At 43.0% G+C, this 17,146-nt stretch carries 14 protein-coding genes; 3 read left to right on the top strand and 11 right to left on the bottom strand.

Annotated features, from left to right (window positions below):
* Positions 1-464 precede the first annotated feature (464 nt).
* Genes G8O23_RS15900 through G8O23_RS15890 form a run of 3 tightly spaced genes read right to left on the bottom strand, consistent with a single transcriptional unit; the run spans position 465 to position 1,931 of the window.
* A complete protein-coding gene (locus tag G8O23_RS15900; RefSeq protein WP_166366652.1) occupies positions 465-857 on the bottom strand; it encodes a LytTR family DNA-binding domain-containing protein in 393 nt (130 codons plus the stop codon).
* Positions 858-895: 38 nt separating this feature from the next.
* The gene (locus tag G8O23_RS15895) at positions 896-1,651 is read right to left on the bottom strand and encodes a tetratricopeptide repeat protein (RefSeq protein ID WP_166366651.1); all 756 of its coding nucleotides are present in this window, start codon (positions 1,649-1,651) and stop codon (positions 896-898) included.
* A gap of 40 nt (positions 1,652-1,691) precedes the next feature.
* The gene (locus G8O23_RS15890; protein ID WP_166366650.1) at positions 1,692-1,931 is read right to left on the bottom strand and encodes a hypothetical protein; all 240 of its coding nucleotides are present in this window, start codon (positions 1,929-1,931) and stop codon (positions 1,692-1,694) included.
* Between the two features lie 478 nt (positions 1,932-2,409).
* Here G8O23_RS15890 and G8O23_RS15885 point away from each other — a divergent pair, with 478 nt between their 5' ends.
* Positions 2,410-4,566 carry a 2-hydroxyacyl-CoA dehydratase gene (locus G8O23_RS15885; protein WP_166366648.1) on the top strand — a complete coding sequence of 719 codons (2,157 nt, stop codon included), beginning with the start codon at positions 2,410-2,412 and terminating at the stop codon, positions 4,564-4,566.
* A gap of 58 nt (positions 4,567-4,624) precedes the next feature.
* Here the strand turns inward: G8O23_RS15885 and G8O23_RS15880 are convergent, their stop codons facing one another.
* Entirely contained in the window at positions 4,625-5,743 is a 1,119-nt protein-coding gene (locus tag G8O23_RS15880) for a methyl-accepting chemotaxis protein (RefSeq protein ID WP_166366646.1), read from the bottom strand.
* A gap of 558 nt (positions 5,744-6,301) precedes the next feature.
* On the opposite strand from G8O23_RS15880, the gene G8O23_RS15875 reads away from it, so the two are divergent.
* Both G8O23_RS15875 and G8O23_RS15870 read left to right on the top strand, forming a co-directional pair.
* Positions 6,302-6,898, top strand: coding sequence for an RNA polymerase sigma factor (locus G8O23_RS15875; protein ID WP_166366644.1), 597 nt, complete (start codon positions 6,302-6,304; stop codon positions 6,896-6,898).
* Positions 6,873-7,613 carry a tetratricopeptide repeat protein gene (locus tag G8O23_RS15870; protein ID WP_166366642.1) on the top strand — a complete coding sequence of 247 codons (741 nt, stop codon included), beginning with the start codon at positions 6,873-6,875 and terminating at the stop codon, positions 7,611-7,613. Before G8O23_RS15875 ends, G8O23_RS15870 begins: the two co-directional genes overlap by 26 nt.
* On the opposite strand, the gene G8O23_RS15865 is transcribed toward G8O23_RS15870, so the two are convergent.
* The 7 genes from G8O23_RS15865 to G8O23_RS15835 form a co-directional block, all read right to left on the bottom strand.
* Positions 7,599-10,391, bottom strand: coding sequence for a CHAT domain-containing protein (locus G8O23_RS15865; protein WP_166366640.1), 2,793 nt, complete (start codon positions 10,389-10,391; stop codon positions 7,599-7,601). The genes G8O23_RS15870 and G8O23_RS15865 overlap by 15 nt on opposite strands.
* Before the next feature lie 97 nt (positions 10,392-10,488).
* Positions 10,489-11,805, bottom strand: coding sequence for an HlyD family secretion protein (locus tag G8O23_RS15860; protein WP_166366638.1), 1,317 nt, complete (start codon positions 11,803-11,805; stop codon positions 10,489-10,491).
* 180 nt (positions 11,806-11,985) lie between these two features.
* Positions 11,986-14,178, bottom strand: coding sequence for a peptidase domain-containing ABC transporter (locus tag G8O23_RS15855; protein WP_166366636.1), 2,193 nt, complete (start codon positions 14,176-14,178; stop codon positions 11,986-11,988).
* 59 nt (positions 14,179-14,237) lie between these two features.
* Entirely contained in the window at positions 14,238-14,498 is a 261-nt protein-coding gene (locus G8O23_RS15850; protein WP_219932568.1) for a cysteine peptidase family C39 domain-containing protein, read from the bottom strand.
* Between the two features lie 113 nt (positions 14,499-14,611).
* On the bottom strand, positions 14,612-14,893 hold the full coding sequence (locus G8O23_RS15845) for a hypothetical protein (RefSeq protein WP_166366634.1): 282 nt from the start codon (positions 14,891-14,893) through the stop codon (positions 14,612-14,614).
* Positions 14,894-15,042: 149 nt separating this feature from the next.
* Positions 15,043-16,572 (bottom strand): TlpA family protein disulfide reductase, encoded by a 1,530-nt coding sequence (locus G8O23_RS15840; RefSeq protein WP_166366632.1) that lies wholly within the window; start codon positions 16,570-16,572, stop codon positions 15,043-15,045.
* Between the two features lie 244 nt (positions 16,573-16,816).
* Entirely contained in the window at positions 16,817-17,092 is a 276-nt protein-coding gene (locus tag G8O23_RS15835) for an rSAM-modified peptide (protein ID WP_235942319.1), read from the bottom strand.
* Between the last annotated feature and the right edge of the window lie 54 nt (positions 17,093-17,146).

Raw genomic sequence — 17,146 nt, 5'->3', positions numbered from 1 at the left:
ATCCAAAAATAACACCTTAATAAATAACAAAAAAACAAACCTAAAATTAGCCCAAATCACAGATAGATGTTAGTTTTCCGAACATGACTGGGCGTTGCCTCATACCCCACTTACTTTTTTGCCTTGATGCAAAAATGTAAGCAAAAAAATCAAGGCTACGCCTGCCTCGCACGAAAAGCTACGCTTGCAGGCGGAAAAAATCTGAACTCGCACCTCCTACGTAGGTGCTCAAACAGCAGATTTTTTTTACCGCCCGCTGCACTTGTTTTTCGGCTCACCAGCCGATGCCAGAGGGAAAACGAATAGACCTCGGAAAAACGAACCATATTCTAAATTCGAGTTTTTCAGCAGACCCTACCTAAGCTGCTATATCAGTGGAATCGAATTAAAACAACATCCCACACAGGCTAGTTATTCATAATTCCGTTAGCCCGTGCAGGATGTTTTGCTATTTTTGCAACGCTTTAAATGCGACTAATAATCTTAGGTTTGAGCGATAACCCTTCGCTTTGAGTCACCAGCGAGGAGTGCACTTGGTACAACTCGCTGTTGGGAACTGGAATTATATGTCCACAAGAGATTACCAAAATTGGATCGCTGGAAATCCAGTACTCAAAAACCTTCTCAACATTAACCAAATAGCTTTTCCCACAGTAAAAGAATTTATTACTCGGGAGTATTACTTCCAGATCGTTAAGACTTGCGTTAATGGTATAACGGGTCTCATTCTCAAGAAAGAGGTGTGTTACACTATCCTCCGCCTCTAGGTAACAGATGGTATTTGGTCTTTCATAAAGCGTTAAAAGAGCTGCATTATGCTCGCGCGTGGCAATCATTTGTAAAAAAGAGTCTCTCATCTTTTTTAAAGTTTAATTTAGTAGCACCGCCTATTCAACTAATTTGATTTTATCCTCTTAATTAAACTTACTGACTCCTTTGTGTAAGGGTTCTCGTACTCAGCTAACCTACTAAGTGTATTGGAAGCCAAATCCGTTTTCCCCTCGGCCAGATAGCTTAGCCCTTTATACCAAGTGGCCTGCTCAACAAAGAACGAGTCTCCTTTAAGGATCTCGTCAAACAACTTGTGCGAATCGGCAAACCTCTCGAGCTCCATATAGCTAATTGCTAAGTAGAACTTAATGGTTGTTGAGCTGGGATCGTTCTTAAGAAGTAACTCGAGGCCAACGGCTGCCTTGGCAAAGTTCGATTCCTGATAGTACTTCATTGGGGAGAGCAAATCCTCGCTTGTGGCAAGGTAGTTGCCCTGACGGAACAGGGTAACTGGGGGGTAGGGAGCAAAGCTCTCGCGATAAATATGTTCGTAATTTGTCCCATTGCTATGCTCCGAAAAAAGAGCCCAGCTGCCCACAGCAATACCAGCAATGGTTGCCGCAGCGTAGAATATTCGCTTAGTGCGATGGCTAATAAAGCGATTCTCATAATTATCGTCACTAAATGCAGAGGCTATGTTAAGCTTTGCTCTAAGCTCGTGTACTTCGTCCTGAATGACCATTTGGTTTATTTCATGCCTTAGGGCAAGCTCTCTCTGCAGGGATGGATTTGCCATCAATCGATGGCCAAGCATATCCTTCTCCTCAACCGTTATGGTTGAATCGAGGTACTTCTCCATTAAGTATTCTGATGTTCTCATGGCAATAGTATTTTAATTTTATTCTCTCTTATTGTAATGGCTAGTCTTCCTTTACAATTGGGGGAGGGTTGTCGTTATTGCCATCCGAACCTGTACCTGTTCCAAAAGGTGTTGAATTTGTTGACGATGAGGTTTCGCTACCGCTATTAGTATTTGTGTCTGTTGATGTACTTGTACCGCCAAAAAGTTTTACCATCTCCCTGTCGGTAAGTGCTAGGTTTGCAAACTTGTTTAGGTTACCATTTAGCTCTTGCTCGGTTTGTTTCATCGTTGTTTTCATAGTTCAAATGTTTTGGTTGTTTGTAATGTTTAAAAAATTAAGGTGATTATAGTTACCTGTATTAGCTGAAGGGCCAAATGCATTTCATATACCCTCTCATATATTATCCTACTTACTGGGTATTTGTGACAACCTTTTTCGAATTATTTTTCAATAAAAATAAAAATAATTTCCTAAGCGCTGATTTTCTGCGTGTTAGCGAATGGTGTTTTTTAGGGAATAATTTGAATCGAATTGCCTCATGAAAAGCATAGAAAAGAGTAAGTCAAAGCCTGCCACACCATTTCAGAGTAATAGAAATGAGGGATTTGGCCTAAACAAGAAAGATTTTTAAAAAATTTTGCCTAAAAAGTTGTCACAAATTCAGCTTTTATGACACATAGTATGGAGGCCCACCTCCTTTTCTGCAAAATATTGCAGACTGAACAATCTTTTATTGTGCAACACTATTACTAACAATTAAAAATTATTAAAAACTATGAGCCATTTTGAAACAAACTCAAAGCCTTTGATTACTTCGCAAAGAGAATTAGCCTTTACTAAGCTTCGCAATTTCTACAACGACTCTGGTCAGCAGGGAGAGACGCTCACCTCATCGTCGCCGGTAATGCTGGATGGGACAAAAAGCTTGGCTGCCCGAAGAGCCTACCTTGTTAGGCTTGCCTATAAACCCGACACAAGGGTTGCGGCCATATCGCTAATTACCCCACCTGAGCTATGCTGGGCAGCAAACTACTACCCCTTTAACTGGGAAATGTACGCAAGCCTAATCGCTTCTCACTCAAAAATTATCGACATAACCAACAAGGGAAGCAACCCAACCCCACGATGCAGCTTTTTGAATGCGCTAAAGGGGGCTTACCTCGAGGGGATACTCCCTCCTCCTCAAGTAATACTTAGCTCTTCTGCCTACTGCGAGGCAGTAAGCTACGTTTTTGAGGAGTTGGCCAACGATTTTAGGATGGAGCATTTACACCTAGATATCCCCACCCATCGATCGAAGGTTGGAGCAAAAAATCTGGCGGTTCAACTTGCAGACACCTACAAATCGATGTGCGAAATAAATGGGATAAACAGCAAGCAGGGAGAGGAGAACCTGAGACGTGCGATGTATAACTCAACCATTGCAAAAAGGCTATTTCTAGATATCTGCGAGTTGAGGAATAAATACGCCCCGCTAAACCTTGGACTTGAGCCCTTGCATTGGCACTTCCTGTTCTCGGCACTTTGGGGCGACGAATCAGGCGTTCGAATCTGCAGAAAGCTAAAGGAAGACCTTATCAATCTTATTAAGGATGAACCTTGGCGGACAAAATGCACAAGCGGAATACCTATCGCCATATTTAGCTTAATAGAATACGGCAGAACAGGCCTTTACAAGAAAATGATTAATCATAATGCTTACACAACCTTTGAGGGAGCAAACTACTTAGGAAATCAAGAGCTTTTGGATCCAGAGCTAATAAAAGAGGTTAGCTACGAAGAACTTTTCTATAATATTGCCAAGAACCTTGTGAACACCCCAATGAGAGGGGGCAATGTGAAAAGTGAGACAGATCAGTACATGTCCGATGCGCTAAGAAGGGGCTCAAAAGGGTTGGTTATTTATTCGCATGAACAATGCCAAATGCTAGCCCCAAGGCTACACGGAGTGGAGAAAACAGCAGCGGAGAAAGGGCTAAAAGTAATCTCTCTGAATGGTGATTGTATTCTTGGTATACCTCCTGGCCCTGCAGGAATTCGACTGGGTACTTTTCTTGCCAACCTTCAAGACGAGCTGCACCTTCCTCAACCAGAAAAAAATATGGAGTTAATTGACAATACGATCAATAGCAAGAGTTCTGCCACCTGGCGAGTAGGGGTTGACTTTGGGAGTGGGTTTAGTAAATATTCCATAATTGATGCTAACGCAAGGGTAGTTAAGTTTAGCGTGTTCAATTCGGGTATTGATTACACCTCTATTTTGGATTTAGTAAAACGAGAAGTGGGTAGCAGCAACGACTACCAGTTGGCTATTACAGGGGTGGGTAGCGATAATCCAAATTTTGGGGATATCTCAAGTGCTCAAATAACCGAAATAAGCGCGCTTATTAAAGCGATTAAATATCTATTTAATGACAAAAGCAATTTAATAGTTATTGATATTGGAACACAGGATGTGAAAATTGTAAAGTTCAATGGTAGCTCATCGAATCCGTGGATAAATACCAATAAAAGTTGCGGGGCAGGAACGGGTATGGTGCTCGCACAAATACTCGATAGGTGGCAAGAGTCTATACCAGATATGACTTTTAAAAAACTTGATGATCTTGCGCTGGAGGCAGAGAGCGCTGAGCTCATAAACACAACCTGTGGTATCTTTGCCGTTACCAATGTTATTTCGGCTCTTGTGCAAGCCGACCCCGAAAGGCGAAAAGTTATCCTTCGGGGAGTATACCAATACCTGGCAACGCAAGCCATAAAGCTTTTGCCTGTTGAGGATCAGAACGGAGGCAGGATAATCCTAACCGGCGGATTGGCAAACCATAAAACGCTAAGGGCAGTATTTGAGGAAAAGGGATTTGAACTAGTGGAAGTACCCCATTCTATTCATCCCCAATTCCTTGTTTCGTACGGATGCGCTTTAGCGCTTTAGCATAATGAACTTGAGGCTGTCCTTTACTAGCTATTGGACAGCCTCGTTCTAATAAGACCTACAATTTGAAGTAGCTAATGGAGCTGATTAGCTGCATGGATTTCTCAGAGAGCTCATCGGCATTTGTGGCCAACTGCTCAGATGCTGCCGCATTTTGCTGAGAAATACTGTTTAGCTGCTGAATTATAGTGTTGATCTGCTCGATGCCCGCATTTTGCTCGTTGCTAGATGCTGAAATCTCCTTAACCAACGACGAAGTTCTTTGAATCTCGGGTGCGATGCTTGTTAGCTTGGTATTTGCAAAAGTCATTGTATCGACCCCCAGCTTTGAGCTCTGCTGAATTTTCTCAGCTGCCAGCTTGCTCTTCTCGGCCAGCTTACGAACCTCGCTGGCCACAACCGTAAAGCCTTTGCCATGCTCACCAGCCCTTGCCGCTTCAACCGCTGCATTTAGGGCAAGAATATTGGTTTGGAAAGATATATCGTTGATGATTGATATTTGATTTGCAATTTCAACCATTCGGTCAACTGCTTCCTGTGCAATCTCATTGCTTTCGTTTATGCCCACAACGCTAACGTCAGCAATTTTCTCTGTAATTTTTGCATTCTCGGCATTCTGATTGACATTGGCCACCATTTCTTCGATTGAGGATGAAACCTCTTCGGCCGACGCAGCCTGCTCGCTTGCGCTTTGCGAAAGCATTTCGGAATTCTCCTTGAGAACCTGGCCTGTTTTAGCCAGCTCATTGGATACGTGATTAAATTCAGTAATAATCTCCTCAAGCTTATCCGAAAGGCTTGTGATTGATCGAGATATTTTGCCTAGCTCATCGTTTCGCCTAACAAACTGATGGTTAATTTTGATCCTAAGGTTCCCGTTGGATATTTCATCAACCTTGGAAGTAAGGTCGCTCAGCGGATCCCTAACCAGTTTTGATGTTAAATAGTAGGCAACAAAGAGCAGCGAAACGGCAATGGGAATACCCCATGACAAATGACTTAAACCCAGAGCACCAACCATAAAAGCGAGTGCTGCCACAATATCTATTACCACAAGGAAAATTACCCCCACAGTAAAGACTATGGTCTTTTTAAATATTGAGCGAAGCAAAAAAAAGGCAAAAAAACCGGTAACCAAAATGGCCGCTACTCCATAAAAAATTGTGCTTGATTCCATAATAATAGTTTTTAAAACATTAGACTTATTTAATTCACTTTTAAAACTTTAACCTAATACTAAATAATACCTAGGGCAAAACCTGAAGGAACGGTCTGGTGTTGTAACAGAGGCATTCTCCTCCGGTGAGCCAAAACCAAAATGAATAAGATGTTACCCTCTCTATACTATGTGTATGAAAACCCACATTTGTGACAATGATTTCTAATCTTTTTTTAAAAAAACTTGACCAAAATTACCTTATCCGCTAATTATCTGCCAATTACACTCTAATAGATGCTGTTTCAAGAACCAACCTGCGTAGTTGTAAAGGATAAATGCTAGTATTGCAAATTCAAGGGTTGGTTAACATAACATTAGCGCTCTTGCATCGGGTAAATGCCCGTATTATTATCAACTAAATATATTGGTTTTTTTACACATAATAGTCAAGATGCTGAGCATTTAAATAAATAATTTAGCACCACCGAATATGCTTTACTTTTAAGCAAATGGTGACACTATTTTCTGGCGATTAAACTTTTTTATTAGATTTGTAAGCACTGACCAGCATTAAAGATGTCGTTTACTAATAAGGAGTTGTTTACGGGTATTATAGAACAGAACCAAAAGGTTCTGAACTACCTATATAAGCACCTCTTTTCTTCGGTAAAAAAAGCAATTTATAATTATGGAGGAGACTACGATACGGCAAATGAGGTATTTCAGGAAGCAATAATAAGTCTTTATACCAAAGCTAAGCAAGGTGAGTTTGAAGAGCCTATTATGGTTGAAAACTACATCATGGGAACATGCAAAATCCTTTGGCAAAAGCACATTTTACTAGAAAGCAGGAAGGATTTGACATTCAAAAACAACGCACTCATAGACGATAGTAATGTCCAAATACTGAAGGAATACGGGCAAAGCTTGAGAATGAAACTTTACCAAGAACACTTCATAGAACTAAGTTCCCTTTGTCAAAAGATCCTAAAAGCATTTTTCAAGGGAGACAGCTATCTTGAGATTGCTGAAAAGTTTGAATTTGCCTCGGAAGAATATGCGAGAAGGAAAAAGTATCTTTGTAAAGAGTACCTCGTAAAAAGTATAAAAAGCGACCCTAGGTTTGACAAACTAATTGGAGAACTGGATGATGAACCATTGGATTTTGATTGATGATTACTTACTAGGCAAGCTTTCGGACGAAAAACGGAAGGCATTTGAACGGGAATTGGCCATCAACCAAAGCCTTAGGAAAGAGGTTAAGCTTTGCGCTGAGCTAAATAAATCAATTTATAAGGACGATGTGATTGCCCTAAGGGAGAAATTAAAAATCTCGCAAAGAAGTTTATCACAAGCAAAAAGCCTTAACAAGACCCTGCTAATTAGCGCAATATCAGCAGCAAGCCTACTAATTATCTTTGCCCTCAGGATTGTTCTAGTTGATTATAACCCTACCCACACAGAGCTATACCATAAACATTTCCAACCCTATAGGGTTGCAGGAGATAGAAGAGGCGTGAACCAAGGCCATTCGGCTTACCACTATGGTGAGATTGTTAAGCTATACACCAATGGCGAATATGCTCAAGTAACGCCCTGGCTCGAAGCCCAAATCAAGCGAGATTCAATGGATCTTGAAACTGGCCTGATGCTCTCTACTGTTTACTTGGAAACAAATAATGCCGAGAAAGCTGAAGAAATTCTCACCAAAATGCTGCACAGCACATACAGCATAACCTTTGATGAAACTTTAGAGTGGTATCTGGCCCTAGCGGTTCTGCGGCAGGGCAAAATTGATGAGGTTAAAAAAATCCTCATGAAAATTGTCCATGAAGATGGATTCTATTCAGGGGAAGCTCTAGCAATACTTGAATCACTTAAGCTGTGACCTCCTGACTATAAAGAAAACCAACAATAGCAGCAATGTAATTGAAACACACCAAATGGTAATTTTTAGCCATTGGGGATAAAACAGCGCCCCATTGTAACCAATTAATTGATACGAAGCCCAGAAATATGGATGAGATCTTAAGGGATCGGCCGATTCTAAAAACTTCCTTTGAGCACTTTGCAAAGCCAAATCTTGGGGTAGCCCCCCTTTAATATTTTTAGTGAACTCAACCATTATCTCACTCCCACTATAATCCTCAACCCTCCATTGCGCTGCAACTAACGATTGTGCACCTGCATACTGAAAACTCCTCGCTAGACTCAACAGACCCTCTCCCTTTACTAAACCTCCATCGCTACTTCGACATGCACTTACAATAACAAGTTTCGCATTTAAGTTAATGCCATAAACCTCGTACATATTCAAAAAGCCATCGTCGGTGGTGTCGGGTGAACTGGAAAAGATAAGCTTTGAAAAAAGGGGGTTCGACTCGTCAATATGCGTGTGCATCGCTAAATGTAATACACCATACTCACCATTAGCTATCTCCTGCTTGAATCGTCCCTCAGTAGCCTGTTCTCCAACTACGAGTTTCCCCCTGAACGTGTTGCTAACCTCCCGGGCCTCCCTCTCTGCTCCGGGTAAACTGCCCAAATTTTGTCGATAATGGAGCGTGTTATTATGTGCAATGCATGAGTTGTTGTACGATGGTGCAAACGAAATGGCTGTAGTTCTGAATTTTGGTTTAGCTTTATGTGCTATATAGAACAACTTGGTTGAAGGGTAATATGATAAAGCTGTACTTTGAACCAAGTAAGGAAGAGCGTAGTAACCTTTTGGGTTTGCAACCCTACTTTTGGTAAGCGCAGCAAATGGAATTGCAGACAGCTGAAGATGAGGAACAACAACTAGGTCTCGCCCCTCGATAAACGACTCGAAGGGTTTAAGCAAGGTTTGGTATAGGTAATACGATGATCTCCCATACTGATCGAGGTTCTCTCTGGTTAAATCATCAAAACTTTTCGGATTAATCTCGTTAAAAAAGATCTCCAGGGTATCGAAAAACTCCTTTCCAATCCTTTGGTGTCTCCAAGTAAAATCATCCTTTGCCACAGCAAAGCTTATCAAGGACGAATCGTTCACAATATAATCAATTAGAACCTGCGATGGGCTCAGCTTGGACTGGATATCCTTAATTGAAACTGAAGCGGTATCGTAGCGAAGAGCATAGTACTCGGGGTACTTCGCTTCAATGCTAGCAATTAGCTGCTTGTGCTCGCGTTGCGCATTGAATATTCTACCCTCAATGCCCTCTAGCTGCTTTGCAGAAGTGCCCGCTTTTGACTTAGCCTCATGGTAAAGTTCATATAGCGTGCCCACGGTTTGCCTTAACTCCCGCTCATGATTTACAAGATCTTTGGGTACTCCCAAAAAGTTGAGCCCACGTTCCCTTGCAAGGGCCTGGTTTAGCACAGCAGCTTTTGCCTTCGACGACACCTTAAAAGCAAACTCAATGGCATGGGGTATCCGATGGGAAAAGGTGAAGCAAGCCCTAATGGTATTTAGGTAAAGGGTATGGTAAATATCGTCAATATACAGCTTATCGCCATCATCATAAATACCCGCTCGCTGCTCATCCATTAGGGCGATGGCTTTGGAAAAGTACTGGAAGGATTGTTGAGCATCCTCAATTTTACCATATTTATTGAAACGTTCAAAGTAAACAATACCTAGCCCATCAAGGCACTGAATAGCAATAAGAGGCGATAAGAAGTCAGTTAATCTAAATTCATCAAGATTCACTGATACTTGGTATTTCATATTTAAATTTAAAGACTTTAAAAAATTCTTTTCAGCTTTTTCTAACTCCCCAATTGACCCAAGAAATAGTGCATAATTCCTTAGTAAAAGCCCAAGTTGTGGGCTAAACACACGACACCCCTCAACCAACTCTAACCCTTTTAAAAAGTAGCGTTTAGCCTCCTCCGCTTGCCCAATGTATCTATTAATTGCTCCTAAATTACTATATAATGCCATTAGGTCAGAAGATCTCCATCTCTCACCTTTAATAATCTCCTTCTCCACATCCTTAAAGTAACGAATTGCATTATGATAGTCCTTCTGTGCTAGGTAAGTTAATCCACTTGCACTTAATGCATTACTATAGTATGTGTTGTTAAAATATTTAGATAACTCTAATGATCTATTTGCAGCATCAAGCGCTTCATCGAGCAGACCAGCCCCTCTGTACGCTGCTGAAAGTTTTATTGAAGCAAGCACAAGATGAGAGGAGTTAGCCACAGAATCCTGGCCTAAAAGGTTTATCCCCTTTTGGATATAGGCAATGGCCGACTTGTAGTCCTGCTTATAGTTTAAACAATCGCCATAGGCATAGTAGGTAATACCCAATGTGGAAGCAGGAGGGTTATCCATACCTAGCAAAATGGATTCGGCTTTGCGGTAGTAGAAAAGGGCGGAGTCGATATAGCTCATATCCTGCTTAAGGATGGCTAGGTTCAGATAACCATTAGCGAGTCGGGCTTTAGGAAAGTTTGGAATAGATTCCCTAAGCCTAAGCGACTTGACAAACATCTCGCTGGCCATCTCATGGTTTCCCTCAACCATATAATCTACCCCAGCGTTGTTATATGCTTTTGCCAAGCTATCGAGATCCTGCTGTGTGGAGGTGTTGTTTGGCAATGGCATACCCAATGCATTACCTACAACAAAGGCTAGTGCACAGGCAAATAGGGCCAAACAGTATTTCCTCAACATTTCCATAACTATTCGCCCGAAATATAAGAAAAATGCTGAAGTTGGGACAATGTTTGCGCTAAACATTTGCCCTATGCTGATGATTGCTTAGCCTCCTTTAACTCGGTGCGGAATTCTTCTGTACTCTCGATTTGTAAAGATGCTTTAAAGGGCTAAACAACCTTTGGAGTAGCGATAGATCCTCGGTGGTGATCTCGGCTATGCCCTGCAGCTCACGATCGAACTGAATGGCTACGCCATAGCTAGTTGTTGTGCCGCCTGGCAATTCAGCCACTGCTGGATACCCTTGCTCTGTATAGCCCGACGATACGCTACGAATAAATCCTTCGACCATACCAAACTCCATATACGAGTAGCCATCGAGCTTGATATTTACTCGCTGCCCTGGCTTTACCTTGCCTGCACCTGCAAAGGGGATAACCAGCCGAGCCTGTACCTCGCCAATGCTCTCGGGTGTAATGGCAAACAGTGGAATTCCTGTGGTTACCTCCTGCAGGTTGCTCCAAATGCTCATGAAGGTTAACTTACCTGTTGACATTGCAATTAGCAGATAACTCTTCTCCCAGCTTGCAAGGGCAGTAACAAGCTGTGAATGGGTACTGGAGATTTCCTCGGTCAGCCGCTTTCGCTGGCTCTCGAACTCCAAGCGGGTATCCACCAACGACTGCCTAAGCCGCTCCATAGTGATGGCCGTATTGGAAATATTTAGCTGCGCCCCCTCTAATGCTTGCAGCTTGGACAGAAGCGCCGCTTGCGATTTTTCAAAATCAACAGCAGCAATTACGCCGGTGGCAAAAAGCGCCGAGTCGCGGTTGAACTGCTTTTGGGTTAGCTGAATATCTTTCAATGTCAAATTTCGTTGATTTTCGAGCCTTTGGCTATACACCCCGTACTGCTTTAGCTCCCGCTGCAGAGCCTCAATTTTCTGTTGATGAAACCTCTGCTTGCTAAATATTTGATAGTCGGTAATTGCACGGCTAAAGGCATTATAAGTCGATTGCACCTCACCAAGCACAAGATTTTGGGGCAAATGAATTGGGTTAACACTATCGGCAATGCTAAAGGTTGATATGAATTGAGATAGCTGGAAGATGTGTTTATGATTTGCAGGATTCTCAATTACGCCCAGCGTATCGCCCTTGGATACCTGTTGTCCGTCTGAAACAAAAATGGCGGCTGGTTTACCCGTGGCACGCGCCACCACCACCGAAGGTGGATTCTCGGCGGTTATCACCACGGGTGCCTTCACCGTATCGGGATAGCGAAAAAATATGCTCCCAATAAAAATAATTGCAATAACAGTAAACACAATGGTAATGCCCCAGCGAACAATCCATCGAGGAGGCGTACCGAGTATCTCGGTTATCTCATCGGATTTTATGTTGATCTTTTCTTCTTGCAACTCTTTTTTCATTGATCTAATATCTTATATTTTGACTACCGCTATAGACTCTATGCAATGATTGCGCCGCAAGTTAATTCCCTATTTCAATTTGTATTTCCACGTGCGTCGCCTTGTGTGCTTTCTTTTTCCCACGGGCTTCGCCCGTGGTTATCAATATTTAGCCGCTACGCGGCTAGTTTCAAACTTAAACTACAGCTCTAGCTGATTCTTAACCAATGTATAGTAGGCTCCCTTTTGGGCGCTAAGCTCCTTGTGGGTTCCCACCTCAACAACCTGTCCATCCTCCAGCACAATAATCTGGTCGGCGCTTTTTACCGTACTTAGCCTATGCGCCACCACCACCGATGTTCTGCCCTTGATAAACTCCTGCAGATTCTCAAGAATTACCTTCTCGTTATTGGCATCGAGCGAATTGGTGGCCTCATCTAAAAAGATAAACATTGGATCTTTATACACTGCACGGGCAATAAGTATTCGCTGCTTTTGACCCTGGCTTAACCCATGCCCCTCTCCCCCAATCTTGGTGTTGTAGCCCAGCGGTAACGAGGCAATAAAATCGGCTATGTTGGCAATGCGAGCGGCCTCTATCAATCGCTTCTTATCAATAATCTCAACCCCCGGCGCAATATTACGGGCAATGGTATCGGAAAAGATAAAACCATCCTGCATCACCACGCCACACTCCTCGCGCCAGCGACGCAAGCTGTATGCCTCAAGGTTATTGCTACCCAACCGAATCTCGCCATTGGCAATGGGGTAAAAGCCCAGCAGTAGCTTTACCAGCGTTGTTTTACCACTGCCCGATGTACCCACAATGGCGGTTTGCTTGCCCTCGGGAATGGTTATGCTAACCTCGTTTAGCACCAGCTCCGAATCGGGTCCCTCGTATCGGAATGATAGATTATTTACCGACAGCGCAGCATTATCGGGGATATCGGAAATGCTCGATGCTGCGGTATCCTCCTCATCGTCCCTGAGGTGTACCTCGCCAAGCCTCTCGAGGCTAATCTTGGCATCCTGAGTAACGTTGATAAAGTTGATAAGCTGATCGATGGGGCTGTTGAGCTGCCCGATGATATACTGAATGGCCAGCATCATACCCAGGGTGAGGTTGCCCTCCACCACGCTTTTGGCGGCCAGTACGGTGATAACAATATTTTTAACCTCGTTGAGCAACACCGCCCCGCTCTGCTGGTACTGGCTAAGGGCAAGCCCCTTAACGCCCACGCGGAACAGGCGCGCCTGTATGCTCTCCCACTCCCACCTTTTCTGCTGCTCGCATCCGCTCAGCTTAATCTCCTGCATCCCTTGGATAAGCTGTATAAGGCTGCTCTGGTTGGCCGACATCTGCGCAAATCGCCGATGATCCAACTCGGCACGTTTTTTCAGGAACAGCCATACCCACGTAGCATACAAAGCGCTGCCAATAAAGAAAACGGTAAATATTTGAGCGCTATAGAAAAGCAGTACCGCCCCAAAAATCACAAGGTTAACCAGTGAGAATATCACGTTGAGCGAAGTGCTGGTAAGGAAACTCTCGATACGCCGGTGATCGCCAATGCGTTGCATAAGGTCGCCCGTCATCTTGGTATCGAAGTAGCGCATGGGCAGGCGCATGAGCTTGGCCAAAAAATCGGATATTAGCGATACGTTCACCCTAGTACCCAGATGTAGCAATATCCACCCACGGATAAACTCCACCGATACGCGGCTTAGCGTTAGCACTAGCTGCGCTATAAGCACAAGGTATATAAAGCTGATATTGCGATTGCCAATACCCTGATCGACTATACTCTGGGTAAGGAACGGGAATAGCAGCTGCATTAAGCTACCCAGTATCAAGCCCAGGAATAGCTGAACAATCATCCGGTGGTAAGGGCGCAGGTAGCTAAACAGGAACCCAAAGCTACGGCGGTTGGGCTTCTCGTCGCGGGCCGAGTAGAACTCGGGGGTTGGCTCAAGTAGCAGGGCAATGCCCCTTTGCTCGCCCTCCTCGCTTGTTGAGTACCAGCATTGGGTAAACTCTTTTTGTGGAAACTTTAGCAGCCCACCAGCGGGATCGGCTATATGAATAGTTTCATTACCCTTACGTCCCGATATCTTGTAAACCACCACAAAGTGCTGCTGGTTCCAATGCACAATGGCCGGCAGTGGTGCCTCGTTGCGCAGCTGCTCAAAGCTTAGCTTTACGCCCATGGTGCGCAACCCAATGCTCTCGGCAGCACGACTAATACCCAGCATGCTCACTCCCTCGCGGGTTATATGGCTACGCTCACGCAGGGTCTCTAAATTGTAATGCTTACCGTAGTGGCGCGCCACCATTCGCAAACAGGTAGGGCCGCAGTCCATGGCATCGAGTTGGGGGTAGTGGGGAAAAGGCATTTTTGAATGGTGAATGATGAACTTTAAATGTAAAAATAGCGAAAACTATAACTTAGATGCTAACTGTAATAACAAAACTGAGCATACATTATGTATTTAGGACTTCCTTTAATATACACACCTGAAAATTTGCCAAATGGGGTAATACCCAGCATACTCATCTCCGCCAGCCGGCGGATTATATGGCTACGCTCACGCAGGGTCTCTAAATTGTAGTGCCTGCCTACCGAAGCGAAAGCATAGGTAGGCTTACCGTAGTGGCGTGCCACCATTCTTAGGCAGTGCCTGTCCCGATGCGTCGGGATTGGGCCGCAGTCCATGGCATCCCCGATTAATCGGGGCAAGCTGTGTTGGGGGTAGTGGGGGAAAGGCATTTTTGAATGGTGAATGATGAAATTTAAATGTAAAAATAGCGAAAACTATAACTTAGATGCTAACTGTAATAACAAAACTGAGCATACATTATGTATTTAGGACTTCCTTTAATATACACACCTGAAAATTTGCCAAATGGGGTAATACCCAGCATACTCATCTCCGCCAGCCGGCGGATTATATGGCTACGCTCGCGAAGCGTCTCTAAATTGTAATGCCTGCCTGCCGAAGCGAAAGCATAGGTAGGCTTACCGTAGGGGCGTGCAACCATTCTTAAGCAGTGCCTGTCCCGATGCGTCGGGATTGGGCTGCTGTGCATCCCTTTTTGGTTGGCAGGCATGGCATCCCCGATTAATCGGGGCAAGCTGTGTTGGGGGTAGTGGGGGAAAGGCATTTTTGAATGGTGAATGATGAATTTTGAATGTAAAAGGAGGAAGAAAAGTTATTTACAGCGAAAAATAACTGCTGAAATTATTTAGCAACAAACTTCTACTCCCCAAGATACCTATCCAGCAACTCCCTTATCTCGGCTCCCTCAGAACCGGGAGCATTTGGATTTACCAATTTCCCCTCCTTGCTATAAATCATATAGCGTGGAATGTTTGTGATGTTTAATGTTTCAATCATTTTTGAGGTTTTGGGGTTAACTATAAAATAGTTCTCGCAGTTGCTATTGAGCTCCAGCGTTTGAATAGTTTCCCGCCACTCCTTCTCCCTATCGTTGAACGCCAGGTAGATAAAGACAACATCCTTGCCCTTGTATTCGTTCCTCAACTCCCTGGCATATGGCATCGATGCCCTGCATGGGGCGCACCAGCTGGCCCAAAAGTCGATGTAGAGCACCTTGCCCTTGTGCTTCTTTGCTAGGGAAGATAATTCAATTTGGGCATTATCGAGGCTTTTTAGCAAAAGGTCGTTGCTTGGTTGAATACCCATGTTGTACAGTTGGGACAGGTATTGAAACTTCAAGGTGTCGGCTGTTTCCTTCAAAAACATATCTGAGTACTCTTTTATGTTCTCGGTATTAAAATAGTTCACGATGTACTCCAACGTATAGTACAGAATCAATTCCTTGGTTTGCTGCGGAATATCAACTCTATCCTTAATAATTTCGGAAACCTCAGGATAATCGAATGTGGAACCACTACTAGTTCTAATCATCTTCACTTCACTACCCCGAGCCTGATGATGTATAAATGCTTTTAATACCCTATGGTACGATGCATAGGCTACAAGCGAATCATTGAAAAATTCTTTATACATATTGTCGATTCTACTAAAGGCCTCAGCATCGTATGCAAAGTACTTATTCGATGCAGCAACAGCTAACTGCTCCCTTTGGGTAGTGTAGTTTTGGTAGTTTCCGTAAACTGGCTCAACCTGTTTAGCTTCGATAAGCGAATCAAGGGTTAATCTTTGCAACTCCCAATTTGCCGTTATATCATCGTTTAGCTTAACGAAATCAATGAAATCCTTTAAAAATATCTCGGGTATTGCCTCACCGTTCTGCCTTGCCTTATTGATGCGCATGAAGTAGTAATTGGTGTAAATGGCAACCGGGTCGAATCCAAAGTATTTATGGGAATTTCTGAAGGGTAACTTGTAATTGTAGCAACCTGATAGCTGCGCAGATATATTGCTTTGTAACACTGGATAGCCATTAGCATTATACTTTATAGTTACAGTATCGCCCGCTTTTACGAGAAAACCGACATCCTCTAGTGCACTGTACCCATGTAGAAACTCTATGTGTGATAGATCATGGGTAGGTATTAAGATGGAATCGGTTATACCCCCAGGACGATACCCCTCAAGAACCCCAACCGAATTCACATACCAAAAGTAGTTGGGCGATTCTGATCCAAACTTACTGCCTGTTGGGAGTTGGTATTGGGATTGCTCAATGGGATTGATAAATAAAATTGTAGCACTTTTAACAGGTTCTTTGTTGATAGTAGGTTCTGAAATGCAACCCGAAAGGAGAGCTAGTACGAGTGCTAGTTTTACTGGTTTTATCATTTTTACAAAATATGATTGGATGGATTTTTCTTTTATAACACTCTATTTAGATTCTACTAGAGTTCTAGAACGAAACCAAGAAAAAAATTATAAAGATGGGGTTGCATTAATTTCAAACACAACAATAATAGCCATACGTAACTGTTATTCTTTGTGTTACGAACCTCTAAACGAAGTATAACCAAAATATAATTATGATTTAATGCAACCCCAAATTAATGATCTTCAAAAAAAGACTGTGATTTTATGAACCGCAATAAGTAGACGTTCCGCAGCTATCACAGCACCAGTTTGAACCATCTCCTCCTCCATCAAACATAAACAATGCTGCTTCTTTAGAAACTCCACATATAACAGTTCTCTTACCATTTACAACTGGTCCAGCGTAACCACAGGTACCACTGCCACCTATTACTCTTTTCATTTGCTCTTGCGAAAGCAAATCCTTGCTGTTTTTAAAATCTGAAAATTTCATAATATGAATATCCGCTAATGTGCCTAAAATATTATATTTGTACAAAATTTATTGAAAATGAATTTTATAGATTTTGTAAAGCAGCATCCTGATGAGAAA

It is taken from the genome of Perlabentimonas gracilis (assembly GCF_011174675.1).
Taxonomy (GTDB): domain Bacteria; phylum Bacteroidota; class Bacteroidia; order Bacteroidales; family Tenuifilaceae; genus Perlabentimonas; species Perlabentimonas gracilis.
Note: the sequence above shows the minus strand (reverse complement) of the source record. Positions and strands in the feature narration are given on the sequence as shown.